The sequence below is a fragment of the Ancalomicrobiaceae bacterium S20 genome (genome assembly GCA_040269895.1).
GTDB lineage: Bacteria > Pseudomonadota > Alphaproteobacteria > Rhizobiales > Ancalomicrobiaceae > Methyloraptor > Methyloraptor flagellatus.
On the sequence record CP158568.1, the window covers coordinates 4,021,387 to 4,039,220 of the forward strand.

Here is a 17,834-nt window from a genome sequence, read left to right on the forward strand (position 1 = left end):
CCCAAGGGAGGAGAGGACCGAGACCATGGATCGTCGCACGATGATGAAAGCCACCATCGCCGCCGCTGCCGCGCCCGGCATCGCCGCGGCCGCCGCCACCGGCGCGAGCCCGGCCGCCGCCGCGCCCGCGCCGACCGGTCAGGTCACCGGCGCTTACAAGATGAAGCTCGGCGACTTCACCGTCGCCGCCGTCACGGACGGCATCTTCCGCCTGCCGCTCAAGGAAGGCTTCATCACCAACGCCAAGCTCGACGACGTGCAGAAGGCGATGGAGGAGGTGTTCCTGCCGAAGGACACGCTGCCGATCCCGTTCACGCCGCTCCTCGTCGACACCGGCTCGAAGAAGATCCTGATCGACACCGGCTACGGCGAGATGGGTCCGCCGACCGCCGGCCAGCTCGCCGGCAACCTCGCCGCCGCGGGCATCGATCCCAAGGCGATCGACATGGTGATCATCAGCCATTTCCACGGCGACCACATCCAGGGCCTGCGTTCGAAGGCGGGCGAGCTCGTGTTCCCGAACGCCGAGATCGCCGTGCCGGCGGCGGAATGGGACTACTGGATGGACGACGCCAAGATGGCGGCGGCGCCGGAAGGCCTGAAGGCCAACTTCCAGGGCGTGCGCCGCGTGTTCGGGCCGAACGCCAAGGACATCAAGCGCTATGACGCCGGCAAGGAGATCACCACCGGCATCCAGGCGGTCGCGGCCTATGGCCATACGCCGGGCCATACCACGCTGGCGATCCAGTCCGGCGACGCGCGGCTGCTCTATCTCGCCGACGTCACCAACAATCCGCTGCTGCTCGCCCGCAATCCCGACTGGTCGCCGGCCTTCGACCAGGACGCCGCCGCCGCACGCGCGACCCGGCACAAGATGCTCGACATGGCGGCCCAGGAACGCGCGCTCGTCGCCGGCTATCACTACCCGTTCCCGGCGCACGGCCACATTCTGAAGACCGCCAAGGGCTACGATTTCGTGCCGGCCATGTGGAACCCGGCGCTCTGACACAGACCTGTTGCGACACATTCGACCCGCCGGTTCGCGCCGGCGGGTCGTTTTGTTTCAAGTGACGGCCTTGTGCGCGCCAAGCATGGCTGAACGTGGCATCCATCCAACCTGCACGGTTTCTAAACATAAGCTTCGGGGCTAGAATGCTTTTTCAATGAGGTTCGCCGGATGCCGCCCGCTGCGATCTCCGGCGCTACCCCATTGATTACACAGACGTATTCTGACGCCAGCGGGCTGCGGACACCGGATTTCGGCCGCAAAGATCCTCGGTCGGCCGCCATCAGCGGGCCAGCCGGATCGCTCTCCGCAGATTTTGCGCACGCGAGGCCCCGTGTTCGAACGCATCGTGCTTCTCTGCGGTGAAACCGAGTTCCCCTATCTCGTCGTCGACTTCACGCGCCGCGATCCCTCGCTGGTGATCGAACGAGTCGATGACACGGCCGGGCTCGAGCGGCTCGCCGGCGAAGATCTCGCCGGCACCCGGCTGGTCGGCTTCTGCGCCAGCCTCGTCGTGCCGGCGGCGATTCTCGACCGCGTGGGCTACGGCGCCTTCAACATTCATCCCGGTCCGCCGGAATATCCGGGCTGGATGCCCTCGGCCTTCGCGCTCTATCAGGGCACGCAACGGTTCGGCGCCACCGGTCACGTCATGATCGCTCCGGTCGATGCCGGGCCGATCGTTGCGGTCGAGCGCTTCGACGTACCGCCCGGCACCACGCGCGAGGCGCTGGACACCGAAGCCTTCGGCGCGGCGGTGCGGGTGTTCCGGTTCATGGTCGATCGGCTGGTTCGGCCTGAACCCGCCTTCGTGCCGCTCGGGATCGCGTGGGGGCCGCGCAAGTCGACGAGGCGGGCCTACGCCGAGGCCTGCCGACTCACCCTGGACATGCCCGCCGACGAGATCGACCGCCGCGTCGCGGCCTTCGGCGACGGCGACGGCTTCTCGCGGCCGAACATCCTGTTGCACGGTCACAGGTTCGAGCTGCCGGCACCGCAGCGCGACTGAGCCGGGCGATCGGCGATCCCGGCCGACACACGGCCGTCGCACGCCGCATTGCATCGTGAGCCACCTGACCATAGGCTGATCCGATCGAGCCGTTCGGCTCGCCTTGCCCCGCCACTGATTTCCGAGGCCGCTCGATGACGCGTTCGGTTCTGTCCCGTCTCTCCCTCGCCCTCGCCGCCGGCATCGCCGTCGTCGGCGTCTCGATCGGCGCCGCCGGCGCCCAGGATCGCGCCAAGACCGTGCGCGTCTGGAACTGGCCGGACTATATGGACAAGTCGGCGCTGGCCGACTTCGAGAAGGAGACCGGCTTCAAGCTCGAGTACGACGACACCATGCCGGGCAACGAGGAACTGGAGACCGCGATCCTCGGCGGCAAGATCGAATATGACGTCGTCGTGCCGACCGCGACCTTCCTGTCGCGCGACGTCAAGGCCAAGGCCTATCAGCCGCTCGACAAGTCGAAGATCCCGAACCTGAAGAACTATTGGCCCGAGATCGCCGCCAAGGTCACGAAGTACGATCCCGACAACAAGTACTCCATCAACTGGATGTGGGGCACGGTCGGCATCGGCTACAACGTCAAGAAGATCAAGGAGCGGCTGAAGGACGCGCCGGTCGACAGCTGGAAGCTGGTCTACGATCCGGACAATGCCAAGAAGCTCAAGGATTGCGGCATCCTGATGCTCGATTCGCCGGAGGACATCCTGCCGTCGATCCTGGCCTATCTCGGCATCGATCCGGACACGCGCAAGATCGAGGACTACCGCAAGGCGACCGATCACCTGAGGAAGATCGCGCCCTTCGTCCGCAAGTTCCAGACCCAGGGCTACATCGAGGCGCTGGCGCAGGGCGATTATTGCGCCGTGGTCGGCTATTCGGGCGACATCATCCAGGCCCGCGCCGGCGCCAAGGACGGCGTCGAGATCGCCTATTCGGTGCCGAAGGAAGGCGCGCAGCTCTGGTTCGACCAGATGGCGATCCCGGCCGCGGCCAAGAACGTCGACGGCGCGCATGCCTTCATCAACTACGTGCTGAAGCCGGAGGTGCATGCCGCCGCCTCCAACCTGACGCGCTACGCCAACGGCAACATCGCCGCCAAGCCGCTGATCAAGGAAGAGATCACCAAGGATCCGACGATCTATCCGGACGAGGCGATGATGAAGCACCTGTTCACGGTCACCACGCTCGACGACAAGCTGCAGCCGCAGGTGACCCGCCTGTGGACGCAGGCCAAGCGCGGCAAGTGATCCCGGCATAGGGCGCCCGGCGCTCCGCAGAGAGCGCTCGACGGGCGCACGAGATCCCGGAGCGGGGCGCCCGCTCCGGATATTTCATCCGAGTTCGACGTCAGCGAGGGGGACGGGCGCGCGTCATGACGGAAACCGCCATCGGATCGGTTCGACGAACATTTGCCCCGTGGGCGGATCCGTCCGCCAAACCCTTGATCCGCTTCGAGAACGTGACGAAGCGCTTCGGCCATTTCGTGGCGATCGACAATCTGACGCTCGATATCTACGAGCGCGAGTTCTTCGCGCTGCTCGGGCCGTCGGGCTGCGGCAAGACCACCTTGATGCGCATGCTGGCGGGCTTCGAGACGCCCAACACCGGCCGCATCCTGCTCGCCGGCGAGGACATCGCCCGGCTGCCGCCGTGGAAGCGGCCGGTCAACATGATGTTCCAGTCCTATGCGCTGTTCCCGCATCTGACCGTCGAGGCGAACATCGCCTTCGGGCTGAAGCAGGACGGCATGCCGAAGGCGGACATCCAGGCGCGCGTCGCCGAGATGCTGAAGCTGGTCCGGCTCGAGGCGCTCGCCAAGCGCAAGCCCGACCAGCTCTCCGGCGGCCAGCGCCAGCGCGTGGCACTCGCCCGCGCGCTCGCCAAGCGGCCGAAGGTGCTGCTGCTCGACGAACCGCTCGGCGCGCTCGACAAGAAGCTGCGCGAGGCGACCCAGTTCGAGCTCATGGACCTGCAGGTCGAGCTCGGCATGACCTTCCTTATCGTGACGCACGACCAGGAGGAGGCCATGACGCTCGCCGATCGGATCGCGGTCATGGACCAGGGCCGGGTCGTGCAGGTCGACACGCCCGGCATGATCTACGAGGAGCCGAACACGCGCTACGTCGCGGATTTCGTCGGCGACATCAACATCTTTGACGGCAAGGTCGCCGGCATCGAGGGCGACTGGGTCCGGGTCGGGATCGAGGGTCGCGACCTGCCGCTGCTCGTGCGCAGTAACCGCGCCTGCACGGTCGGCCAAGCGGTCTCGATCGCGGTCAGGCCGGAGAAGACCCGCATCTCGCGGACCGAGCCGCTCGGCCAGCCGAACGTCATTCCGGCGACCGTCTGGGACATCGCCTATCTCGGCGACTGGACCGACTATGTGGCGCGCACCGCCGACAAGCGGCGGATCAAGGCCTCGACCGCCAATGTCACGCGCACCGTCGATACGCCGCTCACCTGGGAAGACCCGGTGTTCGTGTCCTTCGCGCCCGACGGCGCGGTACTGCTGACGGGTTGACGCCATGGCCGAGCCGATCCCCGCCGCCGAACCCGCGCTCGCGCCCGAGCCGACCGCCCTGTCGACCAACGTGCCGACCCGCCGGCCGCTCGGCCGGCTGGCGCTGATCGCGGTGCCGTATCTGTGGTCGATCGCGTTCTTCGCGATCCCCGTGCTGATCGTGTTCAAGATCTCGCTGTCGAGCCGGGCGACCGCGGTGCCGCCCTACGAGCCGCTGCTCGATCTCTCGGCCGGCTGGGAGGGCCTGAAGGCCTATGTCGGCGCCCTCGGCTTCGACAATTACGCGACGATCCTCGGCGATCCCTACTATTTCGACGCCTATGTGTCGTCGCTCCGGATCGCGGCGATCTCCACGGCGCTGCTGCTCGCCTTCGGCTACCCGATCGCCTACGCCATGGCCAAGGCGCCGCGCGACGCCCGCGCGATCCTGGTCATGCTGGTGATCCTGCCGTTCTGGACCTCGTTCCTGATCCGGGTCTACGCCTGGATCGGCATCCTGAAGCCCGAGGGCCTGCTCAATGCGGCGCTGATCTCGCTCGGGGTGATCTCCGAGCCGATCCCGATCCTCGACACCGAGACCGCGGTCTATATCGGCATCGTCTATTCCTACCTGCCGTTCATGGTGCTGCCGCTCTATGCCAGCCTCGAACGGCTCGACGGCAGCCTCGTCGAGGCCGCGCTCGATCTCGGCTGCACGCCGACGGGCGCGTTCTGGCGGGTGACCTTCCCGCTGTCGATGCCGGGCGTGGTCGCCGGTTCGCTGCTCTGCTTCATCCCGATCGTCGGCGAATTCGTGATCCCGGACCTGCTCGGCGGCACCGAGACCTTCATGATCGGCCGGGCGCTGTGGATCGAGTTCTTCTCGAACCGCGACTGGCCGCTCGCCTCGGCGGTCGCGGTGCTGCTGCTGCTCGTGCTGACCATACCGATCGTCTGGCACCAGCGGCGCCAGACGCGCGAGATCGAGGAGGCCGGACGATGAAACGGCTCGGCGCCTTCAATCTGGTCTCGCTGACCTTCGGGCTCGCGTTCCTCTACCTGCCGATCCTGCTGCTCGTGCTGTTCTCGTTCAACGACAGCCGGTTGGTGACGGTGTGGGGCGGCTTCTCGCTGCGCTGGTATCGCTCGCTCCTGGAAGACGAGGCGCTGCAACGCGCGGCGCTGGTCACGATCGAGGTCGGCGTCCTGTCGGCGACGCTGGCGACCGTGCTCGGCACGCTGGCGGCCGTGGTGCTGACCCGGCTCGGCGCGTTCCGGAGCCGCAGCGTGTTCACGGCGCTGACCATCGCGCCGCTGGTGATCCCGGAAGTGATCCTCGGCCTCGCGCTGCTGCTGCTGTTCGCCGCGCTCGACGTCGAGCGCGGCTTCTGGACCGTGACCATGGCGCATACGACGCTGACCATGTGCTACGTGGCGGTGGTCGTGCAGTCGCGGCTGATCACGATGGACCGCTCGCTCGAAGAGGCGGCGCTCGATCTCGGCTGCCCGCCGGTGAAGACCTTCCTGGTCGTGACGCTGCCGATCATCCTGCCGGCCGTCGCGGCCGGCTGGATGCTCGCCTTCACGCTGTCGATGGACGATCTGGTGATCGCGAGCTTCACCACCGGGCCGGGCGCGGCGACGTTGCCGATGCGCATCTACGGCCAGGTGCGCATGGGCCTGTCGCCGCAGATCAACGCGGTGTCGACCATCCTGATCGCGATCGTCTCGATCGGCGTCGTGGTCGGCTCGCTGGTCGCCAAGCGCGGCGCGATCGCGAAGCAGACCTGACAAGCGCCCAAGATCGAGGCAGCCGCGCCGTGGCTGTCCGCAATCTGACCTGACTGCCTCATTTGTAGGCGGACCACATCCTCCTCATGGCTGACCTCGCCATAGAATCCCGACCGGCACGGGACTTGCGATATCGCGGCATCCCGCGAAGGTCGCGTTTCTCGAAGGGTCGCTCATGAGGTTCACGTTTTCCGCTCTGGCCTTGGCCGCCGGCATGCTCGTCTCCCAGGCCGTCCAGCCGGCCGTCGCCGGCGGCACCCTGCGCATCGGCATGACCGCCTCCGACATCCCGCTGACCACCGGCCAGACCGACAACGGCGGCGAGGGCATGCGCTTCCTCGGTTACACGGCCTATGACTCGCTGGTCGAATGGGATCTGACCAGCGCGGACAAGCCGTCGGTGATCATTCCGGGCCTGGCGACGTCCTGGACCGTCGATCCGGCCGACAAGACCAAGTGGACGTTCAAGCTGCGCCCCGGCGTCAAATTCCACGACGGCAGCGACTTCACGGCCGAGACCGTCGTCTGGAACTTCGAGAAGATCCTCAACAAGGATGCGCCGCAGTTCGATCCGCGCCAGTCGGCGCAGGGCCGCTCGCGCATCCCGGCGGTCGCCTCCTACAAGGCGGTCGACCCGCTGACGCTCGAGATCGTCACCAAGACGCCCGACGCCACCCTGCCCTACCAGATCGCCTGGATCATGATTTCCTCGCCGGCGCAGTGGGAGAAGGTCGGCAAGAACTGGGACGCCTTCGCCAAGCAGCCCTCGGGCACCGGCCCTTGGAAGATCACCGCCTTCGTGCCGCGCGAGAAGGCCGAATTCGCGCCGTTCCCGGACTACTGGGACAAGACCCGGGTGCCGAAGCTCGACAAGCTCGTCGTCGTGCCGCTGCCGGAGCCGAATGCGCGCGTCGCGGCGCTGCGCTCCGGTCAGGTCGACTGGATCGAGAGCCCGGCGCCGGATGCGGTCGCCTCGCTGAAGGGCGCCGGTTTCAAGATCGTCACCAACGCCTATCCGCATAACTGGACCTGGCACCTCAGCCGCGTCGAGGGCTCGCCCTGGAACGACATCCGGGTCCGCAAGGCCGCGAACCTGGCCGTCGATCGCGAGGGCATGAAGGAGCTCTTGAGCGGCCTGATGATCCCGGCGCAGGGCTTCATGCCGCCCGGCCACCAGTGGTTCGGCCATCCGACCTTCAAGCTGACCTATGATCCGGAGGCGGCCAAGAAGCTGCTCAAGGAAGCCGGTTACGGACCCGACAAGCCGATCGAGACCAAGATCCTGATCTCGCCCTCGGGCTCGGGCCAGATGCTGCCGCTGCCGATGAACGAGTTCATCCAGCAGAACCTCGCCGAGGTCGGCATCAAGGTCAGCTTCGAAGTCGTCGAGTGGAACACGCTGATCAACATCTGGCGCGCCGGTGCGAAGCACGAGAGCTCGAAGGGCGCGACCGGCATGAACTACACCTACTTCATCCAGGATCCGTTCACCGGCTTCATCCGGCACCTGCAGTGCAACCTGGCGCCGCCGGCCGGCACCAACTGGGGCCATTACTGCGATCCGGAGATGGACAAGCTGTTCGACGCGGTGCGCAACACCTTCGATCCGGCCGAGCAGACCAAGATCCTCGAGAAGATCCACGAGAAGTACGTCGATGAGGCGCTGTTCCTGATGGTGACCCACGACGTCAACGCCCGCGCCATGAGCCCGAAGGTCAAGGGCTTCGTGCAGGCGCAGAACTGGTTCCAGAACTTCTCGTCGATCACGATGGACTGACCATGCAGGAGGCGCGCGGGGCAGCCCGCGCGCCTTCCACCGGCCTTCGGGTCCAAGGGAACCCGATCCGCCGATCAGGGTCGGACCGGTACCCCGCCCGATCATTGTCTCGGCGTCCTCTGCCCGCCCGCGCGGCGCTCGAACCCCGGAGCGGACTTGATGCTCGTCTATGCCCTGAAGCGGCTCCTCGCGATGATCCCGGTCGCGCTCGGGGTCAGCCTCGTCTGCTTCCTGCTCGTGCATCTGGCGCCCGGCGATCCGCTCTCCGCCGTGCTGCCGACCGACGCCTCTCAAGAGATGCAGCAGGAGATGCGCAAGCTCTACGGCTTCGACAAGCCGCTCGTGGTGCAATACGGCATCTGGCTCGGGCGCGTGCTGATCGGCGAACTCGGCACGTCGATCTCGACCGGCCGGCCCGTCGTCGCCGAGGTCGGCAAGGCGGTGATGAACTCGATCATCCTTGCCGCCGCCGCCACCGCGATCGGTTTCTTCTTCGGCGCGCTGTTCGGCTTCGTCGCCGGCTACTTCCGCAATTCCTGGATCGACAAGATCGCGAGCTTCCTTGCGGTCGTCGGCGTCAGCGTGCCGCACTACTGGCTCGGCATGGTGCTGGTGATCTGTTTCTCGGTGTGGCTCAACTGGCTGCCGGCGACCGGCGGCGGGCCGGGCGGCTCGTCGGACGCCCGCAGCCTCGACTGGGAGTATCTGAAGTATCTCGTGCTGCCGGCGATCACCATGTCGGTGATCCCGATGGGCATCATCGCGCGCACCCTCAAGGCGCTCGTCGCGGAGATCCTGAACCAGGAATTCGTCCAGGGTCTCGCCGCCAAGGGGCTCGATGATCGCGGCATCTTCCGCCACGTGGTCAAGAACGCCGCGCCGACCGCCTTCGCGGTCATGGGGCTGCAGCTCGGCTATCTGCTCGGCGGCTCGATCCTGATCGAGACCGTGTTCGCCTGGCCCGGCACCGGCTTCCTGCTCAATTCGGCGATCTTCCAGCGCGATCTGCCGCTGCTGCAGGGCACGATCCTCGTGCTCGCGAGCTTCTTCGTCATCCTGAACCTGATCGTGGACATCGCGCAGGCCGCGCTCGATCCGCGCGTGAAGAGGAGCTGAGGACCATGGCGTCGCTGACCCTCTCCGGTTCCGCCCCGGCCGTGCCGGTCGAAGCGATCCGCTCGCCGGGCTACTGGCGCGGCGTCCTCACCCGGCTCGGCCGCGACAAGGTCGCCATGGTGGCGCTCGCGATCGTCCTCGCCATCGTCGCGATCGCGATCCTGGCGCCCTATCTGGCGCCGGCCGATCCGGCCAAGGCGACGATGATCCGCCGGCTGAAGCCGATCGGCACGCCCGGCTACCCGCTCGGCGCCGACGAGCTCGGCCGCGACATGCTCTCGCGGCTGATCTACGGCGCGCGGCTGTCGCTGGTGATGGGCGTCACCCCGGTGCCGATCGCCTTCGTGATCGGCTCGATCCTCGGCATCACCGCCGGCTACGCCGGAGGGCTCGTCAATCAGCTGATCATGCGCACGATCGACGTGTTCTTCGCCTTCCCGTCGGTTCTGCTGGCGGTGGCGCTGTCCGGCGCGCTCGGCGCCGGGCTCGGCAATGCGCTCGTCTCGCTCACCATCGTGTTCGTGCCGCCGATCGCGCGCATCGCCGAGAGCGTCACCACCCAGGTGCGCTCGCTCGACTATGTCGAGGCCGCACGCACCTCGGGCGCCTCGGCCGCGACGATCATCCGCATCCATGTCGTGCCGAATGTGATCGGACCGGTGTTCGTCTACGCGACCGGGCTCATCTCGGTGTCGATGATCCTCGCGGCGGGCCTGTCGTTCCTCGGCCTCGGCGTCCGGCCGCCCGAGGCCGAATGGGGCCTGATGCTCAACACGTTGCGCACGGCGATCTACACCCAGCCGGCCGTCGCGGCGCTGCCTGGCATCATGATCTTCATCACCTCGATCTCGTTCAACACGCTGTCGGACGGGCTCCGCGCCGCCATGGATGTCAAGGCATGACCCCGCCCGTGCTGCCCCTCGACGCGCCCGCTCTCTCGTCCGCGCCAGCGAGCGGCATCGCCGCGCCGCCGCTCGATCCGCGCGATCGCGGCGGCCCCGCGCAGCCGCTGATGACGGTCTCCGGCCTCGTCAAGCACTTCACGATCGGCCGCAAGCTGTTCGGCGCGCCGACGGTGGTCCGCGCGGTCGACGGCGTCGATTTCGACGTGCTCAAGGGCGAGACGCTCGGCATCGTCGGCGAGAGCGGTTGCGGCAAGTCGACGACGGCGCGGCTGCTCATGCAGCTGATGCCGCCGGACCAGGGCAGGATCGTCTTCGACGGCGACGAGCTTGGCGGCGATCTCTCGAGCCGCGACTATCTGCGCCAGGTGCAGATGGTGTTCCAGGACAGCTACGCCTCGCTCAATCCGCGGCTGACCATCGAGGACTCGATCGCTTTCGGACCGCGCGTCCATGGCGTCGCGCCGAAGGCCGCGACGGCGCGCGCCCACGACCTGCTCGCCCGCGTCGGGCTGGAACCGCGCCGCTTCGCCGGCCGGTTCCCGCACGAACTCTCCGGCGGCCAGCGCCAGCGCGTCAACATCGCGCGGGCGCTCGCCATGGAGCCGCGGCTGGTCATCCTCGACGAGGCCGTCTCGGCGCTCGACAAGTCGGTCGAGGCGCAGGTCTTGAACCTGCTGCTCGACCTGAAGGCCGAGTTCGGGCTGACCTACATCTTCATCTCGCACGACCTCAACGTCGTGCGCTTCATGGTCGATCGGCTGCTCGTCATGTATCTCGGCAAGGTCGCCGAGATCGGCACGCGCGACGCGGTGTTCGACGCTCCGCAGCACCCCTATACGGCAGCGCTGCTCGCCTCGATGCCGAGCATGGACCCTGGCCACCGGGTCGATCGCGCGCCGCTCTCCGGCGATCCGCCGAACCCGATCGATCCGCCGGCCGGCTGCCGCTTCCATCCGCGCTGCGCGCTCGCCGAAGGCGTCTGCTCGGCGGTCGCGCCGGCGCTTGCCGGCCCGGAGAGCCAGCGCGCCGCCTGCCTCGCCCGCCAGCCGGCATCGGGCCATTCCATGGCTCCCGATTTCGAGGGCGTCGCCGCATGAAGACGATGATCGACATCTCGCATCTCTCCGTGACCTTCACCGGCCGGGCGAAGCCGGTCCGGGCGGTCGACGACGTCAGCCTTCAGGTCGGGGCCGGCGAGGTCGTGGCGCTGCTCGGCGAGTCCGGATCCGGCAAGAGCGTGACGCTGCGCTCTCTGCTACGACTGCATCCGCCGAAGCGCACCAGGATCGAGGGCTCGATCACGGTCGACGGCGAGGACGTGCTGGCGCTGTCGCCGAAAGCGCTCGCCGATTATCGCGGCCGGACGGTCTCGATGATCTTCCAGGAGCCGGCGCTGGCGCTCGATCCGGTCTATACGCTCGGGGCACAGATCGTCGAGACGATCCGCCGCCACGAGGGCGTATCGCGGCCGACGGCGGAGGCCCGCGCGCTCGCGCTGTTCGAGAAGGTGCGCATCCCGGCGCCGGAGCGGCGGCTCGCGGCCTATCCGAATGCCATGTCGGGCGGCATGCGGCAGCGGGCGATGATCGCGCTGGCGCTCGCCTGCAATCCGAAGGTCCTGCTCGCCGACGAGCCGACCACCGCGCTCGACGCGACCGTGCAGATCCAGATCCTGCTGTTGCTCCGCGATCTGCAGCGCGAGCTCGGCCTGTCGGTGATCTTCGTCACCCACGACATCGGCGTGGCGGTCGAGGTCGCCGACCGGATCGCGGTCATGTATGCCGGCCGCATCGTCGAGGAGGGGCCGGTCGCGCAGGTGATCGCCGATCCGCGCCATCCCTATACGCGCGGCCTGCTCGCCGCGCGCGTCGATCGCGCTGTGCCGGGCACGCGGCTGGAGACGATCCCGGCGCGCCGCCGGATCTGACCGCACTGCCGGCGGGCTGCGCCTTCGCCGAGCGCTGCGCGGTGACGCTGCCGACTTGCGCGACCGAGCGGCCGGCCTTCGTGGTCCGCGGCGACGGCCGGGCGGACGCCTGCCTGCGCACGGCCGAGGCAATCGTCCCGGCCTGATCGACGCCGTCTCCGGTGCGCCATCTCCGCCCCTTCGGGAACATCCGCGCGGGCCGCCAAGTTGAAGCCCCGAACAGGATCATGTGCCGGACCGGTCGCCGACCGGGGTGGCCAACCGGAGATGGACGCCATGAAGACCAGGAACGGCCTCGAGACCAATGCCAAGAAGGTCTCGATCGAGGTGCTCAACGCCCGCCTCGCCGACGGGATCGACCTCGCGCTCGTCATCAAGCAGGCGCACTGGAACCTGAAGGGCCCGACCTTCATCGCCGTGCACGAGATGCTCGACGGCTTCCGCGCCGAGCTCGACACCCATGTCGACACGATCGCCGAGCGCGTCGCGCAGCTCGGCGGCACTGCGCTCGGCACCGTCCAGACGGTCGGCAAGGCGACCTCGCTCGCCGCCTATCCCACCGACATCCATGCGGTCGACGACCATCTCGACGCGCTGATCGAGCGGTTCGGCGCGGCGGCGGACCGGGTGCGCGAGGCGATCGACCAGACCGACGAGGCCGGCGACGCCGCGACCGCCGACATCTTTACCGCCTACCAGCGCTCGCTCGACAAGTCGCTGTGGTTTCTGGAATCGCACCGTCAGGCCGCCTGAACAGGCCTTGCGCGGGGCGGATCGGAGCGGATCGAAGACCCGCCCCGGCTATCGCGACCTCGCCTCAGCCGAGGTCGTCGTAGACCAAGGCGCCCATCATGCCGGTCGCCATATGGTAGAGGTGGTGGCAGTGGAAGGCCCATTTGCCGGGGTTTTCCGCATCGACCGCCACCGTCACCGAACGCATCGGTGGCACCAGCAAGGTGTCGCGCACGGCGCCGGCGACCGGCTTGCCATCGATCGCCACGACCTGGAAATGGTGCCCGTGCAGGTGCATCGGGTGGGCCATCATCGAGGCGTTGCGCATGGTGATCTCGACACGCTCGCCCTTGCGCACATGCAGCGCGGCTTCCGTCGTACCCGCGAGCGCCATGCTCCACGCATAGCCCGCCATCGTACCGGTCAGGTCGACGGTGAAGCGGCGATCGGGCCGACGGGCCGCGAGCGGTGCGATCGGCTTCAAGGCCGCTTCCTGGGTGAGATCGAGCACCGGACCCTTGACCGTGCCGGTGGCGGCCACCCGTTTCACCGCCGCGCCCGGCGTGGCGAGCACGATGCCGGTGCGCTCGACCGCGCCTTCGCGCAGGGCCAGGATCGGGAAGGCGCCGCCCTCCTTCGGGATCGCGAGCCGAAGATCGATGCGCTGGCCCATGGTCAGGCCGAAGCGGCGACCGGGCAGCGGCGCGACCGGCTGGCCGTCGACCGCCACCGCGACCGCGTCGAGTGCGCCGGTATCGATCGTGAAAGCCGTCGAGGTCGCGCCGTTGATGATCCTGAGCCGCACCCGGGCGCCGCGCTCGACACGCGTCACCTGCGGGTCGCCAAGCGTGCGGTCGTTGGCGAGATAGGCGTCGTAGTCGATGTCGTTGAGATCCATCGCCATGGCGCCGGACGTCGCGCTCCCGGCCATCGCATGGCCGGAGCCGGCATGCCCCGATCCAGCTTGGCCCGGTCCCGCTTGGCCCGGCGCGCCGTGGCCGGCCATATCGTGTCCCGCCATGGCATGGCCTGACATGGCATGACTGGCCATGGAATGACCGGCCATGCCCGCGTGGTTCATACCCCCATGATCCATCGTGCCCTGGCCCATGGCGCCATGCGCCATGCCCGCTCCGGGCTTGCGCAGGTCGGCGAGGATCTCCTCGGCCGTGCGGAACGCGAAATCGTGCAGCAGGACGACGACCTCCTGCTCGTCGGCGGCGCGCTCGTCCGGCCGGCGCACGATCAGCGGCGCGGCGAGCAGGTTCTGCTCCTGGAGCGTATGGGCATGCATCCAGTGCGTGCCGCCCGCGCCGACCGGGAAGGCGTAGGCGCGCGTTTCGCCGGGGCCGAGCAGCGGTGCAGGCATGTCGGGGACGCCGTCCTGCACCCAGGGCGGCGTCAGGCCATGCCAGTGGATCAGCGTCGGCTCGCCGAGCTGGTTTTCGAGTGCGACGTCGAAGGTCGCGCCGGCATCGAAGCTCAGGCCGGGCCGCTCGTCCGGGCCGATGAGACCGAACACCTTGGCCGCGCGGCCGTCGATGTCGAGCGTGCGGGAGACCACGCGAAGGCGGCGGGTGTCCGCGGCCTGCGCGGCTGGAATCGCCAACGGGAAGATGCTGGCGGTGGCAGCGCCGAGCAGCGCGGTCCGCAGCAGGGTTCTGCGATCGATCGAAAGGGTCATGATTGAAGATCCGTCTGGGCGGCAAGCGCCGGCCGCGCGACAGAGTTCCGCGGAAGACCTCCGCGGCTCTGGGGCGGACGACAACGATGCCGGAAAAGCAGGCTCTGACCGCGGGACAGGGCCCGCGAGCGGCTTCGGCTCAGGCCGGGGATCTCGGCGGATCGAGCGGCGGGGCGACATCGCGGCCCTCGACCGTCACGTCGATGGCGGCCCGCCGCGTACCCGCCGGGCGGATCAGCGGCAGCGGCGGCGCGACGGGCAGGATCATCGCCACGGCGCAAGTCACGTGCCGGCAGAGACCCATGTCCATGCAGCCGCCCGGACACCCTTCGGGTCCGTGGCTGCGATCACGGCCGTCGGCGACGGCAGCAGCGCTCGCGTGAATGGCGTGGCCCTGCGCGGCCTGATGCGGCCGCGCGGTCGCGTGCGGCAGGGTCGCGACATGGCCGTGCATCGTCGCGACCGGTTCGGCGGACTGACGATCGGCCGAGGACGGCACATCGGCCGCGGCATGGTGCGGGCACGGCTCGACCGCATGCGCGTCCGCCCCGGCGAAGCCCAGGGTCAGGAGCGTCAACAAGGCGGCAAGGACCGTCGCGATGCGGATCATCGGAGCTTTCCGTCGGCCGCCGGCTCCGCGCCGGCGACAGCCATCAGGATGGTCCGGCATCCCGACGAGATCAAGGCTCCGATCGGCCGAAACCGGAGCGGTGGCGGCGACGAGACCGCGACGACGGTCCCGTCGGCCCATGGAACCACTCTGCCGCCTGCGCGTGATCTAGGCTCGATCCGCCCGACGGGTCTCAACACCGGAGCACGCCGCATGAGCCATGCGCAGGAGCCGCGCCCGACGCCGCCACGTCCGCGCGGCCGGTCGGGCGCCGAGCCGACCCGGCCGGAGGCGCCGCCGGAGCGGTTGGCGCCGGTCCTGGACCGGAACATCGAGGCACTGCGGGAGCGTCGGGCGCGCGAGGCGGCGGCCTCGGGGGCGCAGGAACGGCTCGCCGAGATCATCACCCGGTTCAGCGGCAGCATGGCCTTCGTCTATATCCATGCGGCCTTCGTCGCGACCTGGGTGGCGATCAACCTCGGCTGGGTGCCGGGGCTCCCACGCTTCGACGAAACCTTCGTCATCCTGGCGACGGCCGCCTCGGTCGAGGCGATCTTCCTGTCGACCTTCGTGCTGATTTCGCAGAACCGCGCCGCCGCGGCGGCCGACCGCCGCGCCGAGCTCGACCTGCAAATCAACCTGCTCGCCGAACACGAGATCACGCAGCTGGTCGCACTGACGCGGGCGATCGCCGCGCGTCTGGAGATCGGCGAGGCCGCCGATCCGGCGCTCGACCATGCGGAACGCGACGTCGCGCCGGAGGCGGTCCTGGCCGAGATCGAACGACGCGGGACGCAGGACGACAAGAAGACCTGAAACAGAGACGGGCTCGCTTCACGCCTGCGGCGCCCGCCTTCGAGCACCGCTCGGCGCCTCATGCGAACGGCCTCGGGTGGTGAAGGTTTGGCCGCGCAAGAACTGCTCGGCAAGGTCGGTTACGCGGGGAGCGGTCGGCGGCGGCAAAATAAAATTCCAGTTGCCGTCGGGAGACGGGATTGCGTACATACCAACTGGTCGGTACGGTTCAGCTCGAAAGGAAACACCCGTGACCAAGACGTCCGCCCGCGAAAAACTGCTCGATGCCGCGCTCGGCGTCATCCGCGCCCAGGGCTACGCCGCGACCAGCGTCGACGACCTGTGCCGGGCGGCGGGCGTCACCAAGGGAGCGTTCTTCCATCACTTCGCCAGCAAGGAAGCGCTGGCGGTGGCGGCGGCCGATCATTTCAACGCCATGGCCGACGGATTGTTCGGCGCGGCACCGTTCCGCGCGCTCGAGGACCCGCTCGCGCGGTTCAAGGGCTATGTGGCGTTTCGCAAGGCGATCATCGCCGGCGACCCGGCGACGTTCAGCTGCCTGCTTGGCACGATGGTGCAGGAGGCCTTCGCCTCCAGCCCGGCGATCCGCGACGCTTGCGGCCGCAACATCGGCGCCCATGCCAGCGGCATCGCGACCGACATCGTCGCCGCCAAGGCGCTGCATGCGCCGGTGGCCGACTGGGACGCCGACAGTCTGGCACTCTTCACACAGGCCGTGCTGCAGGGCGCTTTCGTGCTCGCCAAGGCCAAGGGCGACCCACAGGTCGCCGTCGACTGCGTCGCGCATCTGGAGCGCTACGTCGACCTGCTGTTCGCAGCGGGAGCAACCAAGGCCCCGGCCGCCGTCGATCCGACGGCGACGAACCGGTCGGCCGTCCCAAACCAGGAGGAAGCGCCATGACGGAAGACCTGAAGCCGAATTACCCGATCGGACCTCTGACCCCGCATCTCGTCTGCGACGGCGCCGATGCCGCCATGGACTTCTACCGGGCCGCCTTCGGCGGTGAGGTGCTGTTCCGCCTGGCCGGCCCCGACGGGCGGATCATGAACGCCTGTATGCGCATCAACGGCGGGACGATCATGCTGGTCGACGAGTTCCCCGAGATGTGCAGCTCGCCGCGGGCGCTGAAGGGGAGCCCGGTCTCCCTCCATCTGATGGTCGACGACGTCGATGCGTGGACCGCGCGCGCCGTCGAGGCCGGCGCAAAGGTGATCATGCCGGTCGACGACATGTTCTGGGGCGACCGCTACGGCCTGATCGAGGACCCGTTCGGCCATCGCTGGTCGATCGCCACGCCGCAGCGCCGGCTGTCGCAGGCGGAGATCGAAGCGGGCATGCACGAGGCGATCCGGCGCCATATGCAAGCGAATCCGGCCTGAGCCCGGCGGAGGCGATCATGACCCGAACCGACGACAGCCGCGATCTGGTGCTGGAGCGCGTCCTCGACACCACGCCGGACAAGGCGTTCCGGTGCTGGACCGATCCGAGCCTCGTGCCGCACTGGTTCTGCCCGCCGCCCTGGAAGGCGGTGCGGGCGGTCTTCGACGTCCGCTCCGGCGGGACGAGCGAAGTCGAGATGCACGGGCCCGAAGGCCAGGTCTTCGTGAACCGCGGCCTCTTTCTCGAGGTGGTGCCGAACCGCAAACTCGTGTTCACCGACGCCTATGTCGACGCCTGGACGCCGTCGGAGCGGCCGTTCATGACCGGTATTCTCACGTTCGATGACCTCGGCGACGGCCGTACCCGGTACGTCGCACGCGTCCGGCACTGGAGCGAGGACGCGCGGCGGGAACACGAGCAGATGGGCTTCCATCAGGGCTGGGGCATCGCCACCGACCAGATGGTCGCGCTCGCCCGGACGCTCTGAGCACCAAGACGCTCTGCGCATCAAGACGCTCCGAGCCCGCGGCCTTCGCCCCGCGACGGCACTGGCGCCGGCGGGAAGACGGGCCGCCGAACT

The 17,834-nt window shown here is 68.5% G+C and carries 17 protein-coding genes and 1 pseudogene; 16 read left to right on the plus strand and 2 right to left on the minus strand.

The window, feature by feature from the left end; translation table 11 throughout:
- Positions 1–25 precede the first annotated feature (25 nt).
- The 12 genes and pseudogenes from ABS361_18200 (at position 26) to dps (ending at position 12,784) form a co-directional block, all read left to right on the plus strand.
- Positions 26–1,006, plus strand: a complete 981-nt coding sequence (locus ABS361_18200; GenBank protein XBY43969.1) for an MBL fold metallo-hydrolase — start codon at positions 26–28, stop codon at positions 1,004–1,006.
- A gap of 334 nt (positions 1,007–1,340) precedes the next feature.
- Entirely contained in the window at positions 1,341–2,015 is a 675-nt protein-coding gene (locus tag ABS361_18205) for a formyltransferase family protein (protein XBY43970.1), read from the plus strand.
- A gap of 134 nt (positions 2,016–2,149) precedes the next feature.
- Positions 2,150–3,262, plus strand: coding sequence for a polyamine ABC transporter substrate-binding protein (locus ABS361_18210; GenBank protein ID XBY43971.1), 1,113 nt, complete (start codon positions 2,150–2,152; stop codon positions 3,260–3,262).
- Between the two features lie 125 nt (positions 3,263–3,387).
- Positions 3,388–4,536 (plus strand): ABC transporter ATP-binding protein, encoded by a 1,149-nt coding sequence (locus ABS361_18215; protein XBY43972.1) that lies wholly within the window; start codon positions 3,388–3,390, stop codon positions 4,534–4,536.
- A gap of 4 nt (positions 4,537–4,540) precedes the next feature.
- A complete protein-coding gene (locus ABS361_18220) occupies positions 4,541–5,518 on the plus strand; it encodes an ABC transporter permease subunit (protein ID XBY43973.1) in 978 nt (325 codons plus the stop codon).
- A complete protein-coding gene (locus ABS361_18225; protein XBY43974.1) occupies positions 5,515–6,306 on the plus strand; it encodes an ABC transporter permease in 792 nt (263 codons plus the stop codon). Before ABS361_18220 ends, ABS361_18225 begins: the two co-directional genes overlap by 4 nt.
- Before the next feature lie 214 nt (positions 6,307–6,520).
- Positions 6,521–8,083 (plus strand): ABC transporter substrate-binding protein, encoded by a 1,563-nt coding sequence (locus ABS361_18230; protein ID XBY46938.1) that lies wholly within the window; start codon positions 6,521–6,523, stop codon positions 8,081–8,083.
- Between the two features lie 159 nt (positions 8,084–8,242).
- Positions 8,243–9,199 (plus strand): ABC transporter permease, encoded by a 957-nt coding sequence (locus tag ABS361_18235; protein XBY43975.1) that lies wholly within the window; start codon positions 8,243–8,245, stop codon positions 9,197–9,199.
- 5 nt (positions 9,200–9,204) lie between these two features.
- Positions 9,205–10,101, plus strand: a complete 897-nt coding sequence (locus ABS361_18240; protein XBY43976.1) for an ABC transporter permease — start codon at positions 9,205–9,207, stop codon at positions 10,099–10,101.
- Between the two features lie 110 nt (positions 10,102–10,211).
- Positions 10,212–11,201, plus strand: a complete 990-nt coding sequence (locus ABS361_18245) for an ABC transporter ATP-binding protein (GenBank protein XBY46939.1) — start codon at positions 10,212–10,214, stop codon at positions 11,199–11,201.
- Positions 11,198–12,072, plus strand: a pseudogene (locus tag ABS361_18250) (ABC transporter ATP-binding protein). Before ABS361_18245 ends, ABS361_18250 begins: the two are co-directional and overlap by 4 nt.
- A 226-nt stretch (positions 12,073–12,298) precedes the next feature.
- Positions 12,299–12,784, plus strand: coding sequence for a DNA starvation/stationary phase protection protein Dps (gene dps / locus ABS361_18255; protein ID XBY43977.1), 486 nt, complete (start codon positions 12,299–12,301; stop codon positions 12,782–12,784).
- 64 nt (positions 12,785–12,848) lie between these two features.
- Here the strand turns inward: dps and ABS361_18260 are convergent, their stop codons facing one another.
- Positions 12,849–14,447 carry a multicopper oxidase domain-containing protein gene (locus tag ABS361_18260; GenBank protein ID XBY43978.1) on the minus strand — a complete coding sequence of 533 codons (1,599 nt, stop codon included), beginning with the start codon at positions 14,445–14,447 and terminating at the stop codon, positions 12,849–12,851.
- 139 nt (positions 14,448–14,586) lie between these two features.
- The gene (locus ABS361_18265; protein ID XBY43979.1) at positions 14,587–15,057 is read right to left on the minus strand and encodes a hypothetical protein; all 471 of its coding nucleotides are present in this window, start codon (positions 15,055–15,057) and stop codon (positions 14,587–14,589) included.
- Between the two features lie 213 nt (positions 15,058–15,270).
- On the opposite strand from ABS361_18265, the gene ABS361_18270 reads away from it, so the two are divergent.
- From ABS361_18270 to ABS361_18285, 4 genes are all read left to right on the plus strand, one after another.
- Positions 15,271–15,873 (plus strand): DUF1003 domain-containing protein, encoded by a 603-nt coding sequence (locus ABS361_18270; protein XBY43980.1) that lies wholly within the window; start codon positions 15,271–15,273, stop codon positions 15,871–15,873.
- Between the two features lie 229 nt (positions 15,874–16,102).
- Positions 16,103–16,774, plus strand: a complete 672-nt coding sequence (locus ABS361_18275; protein XBY43981.1) for a TetR/AcrR family transcriptional regulator — start codon at positions 16,103–16,105, stop codon at positions 16,772–16,774.
- Positions 16,771–17,253, plus strand: coding sequence for a VOC family protein (locus ABS361_18280; protein ID XBY43982.1), 483 nt, complete (start codon positions 16,771–16,773; stop codon positions 17,251–17,253). Before ABS361_18275 ends, ABS361_18280 begins: the two co-directional genes overlap by 4 nt.
- 17 nt (positions 17,254–17,270) lie before the next feature.
- The gene (locus ABS361_18285; GenBank protein ID XBY43983.1) at positions 17,271–17,741 is read left to right on the plus strand and encodes an SRPBCC family protein; all 471 of its coding nucleotides are present in this window, start codon (positions 17,271–17,273) and stop codon (positions 17,739–17,741) included.
- Positions 17,742–17,834 lie beyond the last annotated feature (93 nt).

Coding starts and splice junctions, on each gene's coding strand:
- ABS361_18200 (XBY43969.1), top strand. CDS start 26: ATGGATCGTCGCACGATGATGAAAGCCACCATCGCCGCCGCTGCCGCG.
- ABS361_18210 (XBY43971.1), top strand. CDS start 2,150: ATGACGCGTTCGGTTCTGTCCCGTCTCTCCCTCGCCCTCGCCGCCGGC.
- ABS361_18215 (XBY43972.1), top strand. CDS start 3,388: ATGACGGAAACCGCCATCGGATCGGTTCGACGAACATTTGCCCCGTGG.
- ABS361_18220 (XBY43973.1), top strand. CDS start 4,541: ATGGCCGAGCCGATCCCCGCCGCCGAACCCGCGCTCGCGCCCGAGCCG.
- ABS361_18225 (XBY43974.1), top strand. CDS start 5,515: ATGAAACGGCTCGGCGCCTTCAATCTGGTCTCGCTGACCTTCGGGCTC.
- ABS361_18230 (XBY46938.1), top strand. CDS start 6,521: ATGCTCGTCTCCCAGGCCGTCCAGCCGGCCGTCGCCGGCGGCACCCTG.
- ABS361_18235 (XBY43975.1), top strand. CDS start 8,243: ATGCTCGTCTATGCCCTGAAGCGGCTCCTCGCGATGATCCCGGTCGCG.
- ABS361_18240 (XBY43976.1), top strand. CDS start 9,205: ATGGCGTCGCTGACCCTCTCCGGTTCCGCCCCGGCCGTGCCGGTCGAA.
- ABS361_18245 (XBY46939.1), top strand. CDS start 10,212: ATGACGGTCTCCGGCCTCGTCAAGCACTTCACGATCGGCCGCAAGCTG.
- dps (XBY43977.1), top strand. CDS start 12,299: ATGGACGCCATGAAGACCAGGAACGGCCTCGAGACCAATGCCAAGAAG.
- ABS361_18260 (XBY43978.1), bottom strand. CDS start 14,447: ATGACCCTTTCGATCGATCGCAGAACCCTGCTGCGGACCGCGCTGCTC.
- ABS361_18265 (XBY43979.1), bottom strand. CDS start 15,057: ATGATCCGCATCGCGACGGTCCTTGCCGCCTTGTTGACGCTCCTGACC.
- ABS361_18270 (XBY43980.1), top strand. CDS start 15,271: ATGAGCCATGCGCAGGAGCCGCGCCCGACGCCGCCACGTCCGCGCGGC.
- ABS361_18280 (XBY43982.1), top strand. CDS start 16,771: ATGACGGAAGACCTGAAGCCGAATTACCCGATCGGACCTCTGACCCCG.
- ABS361_18285 (XBY43983.1), top strand. CDS start 17,271: ATGACCCGAACCGACGACAGCCGCGATCTGGTGCTGGAGCGCGTCCTC.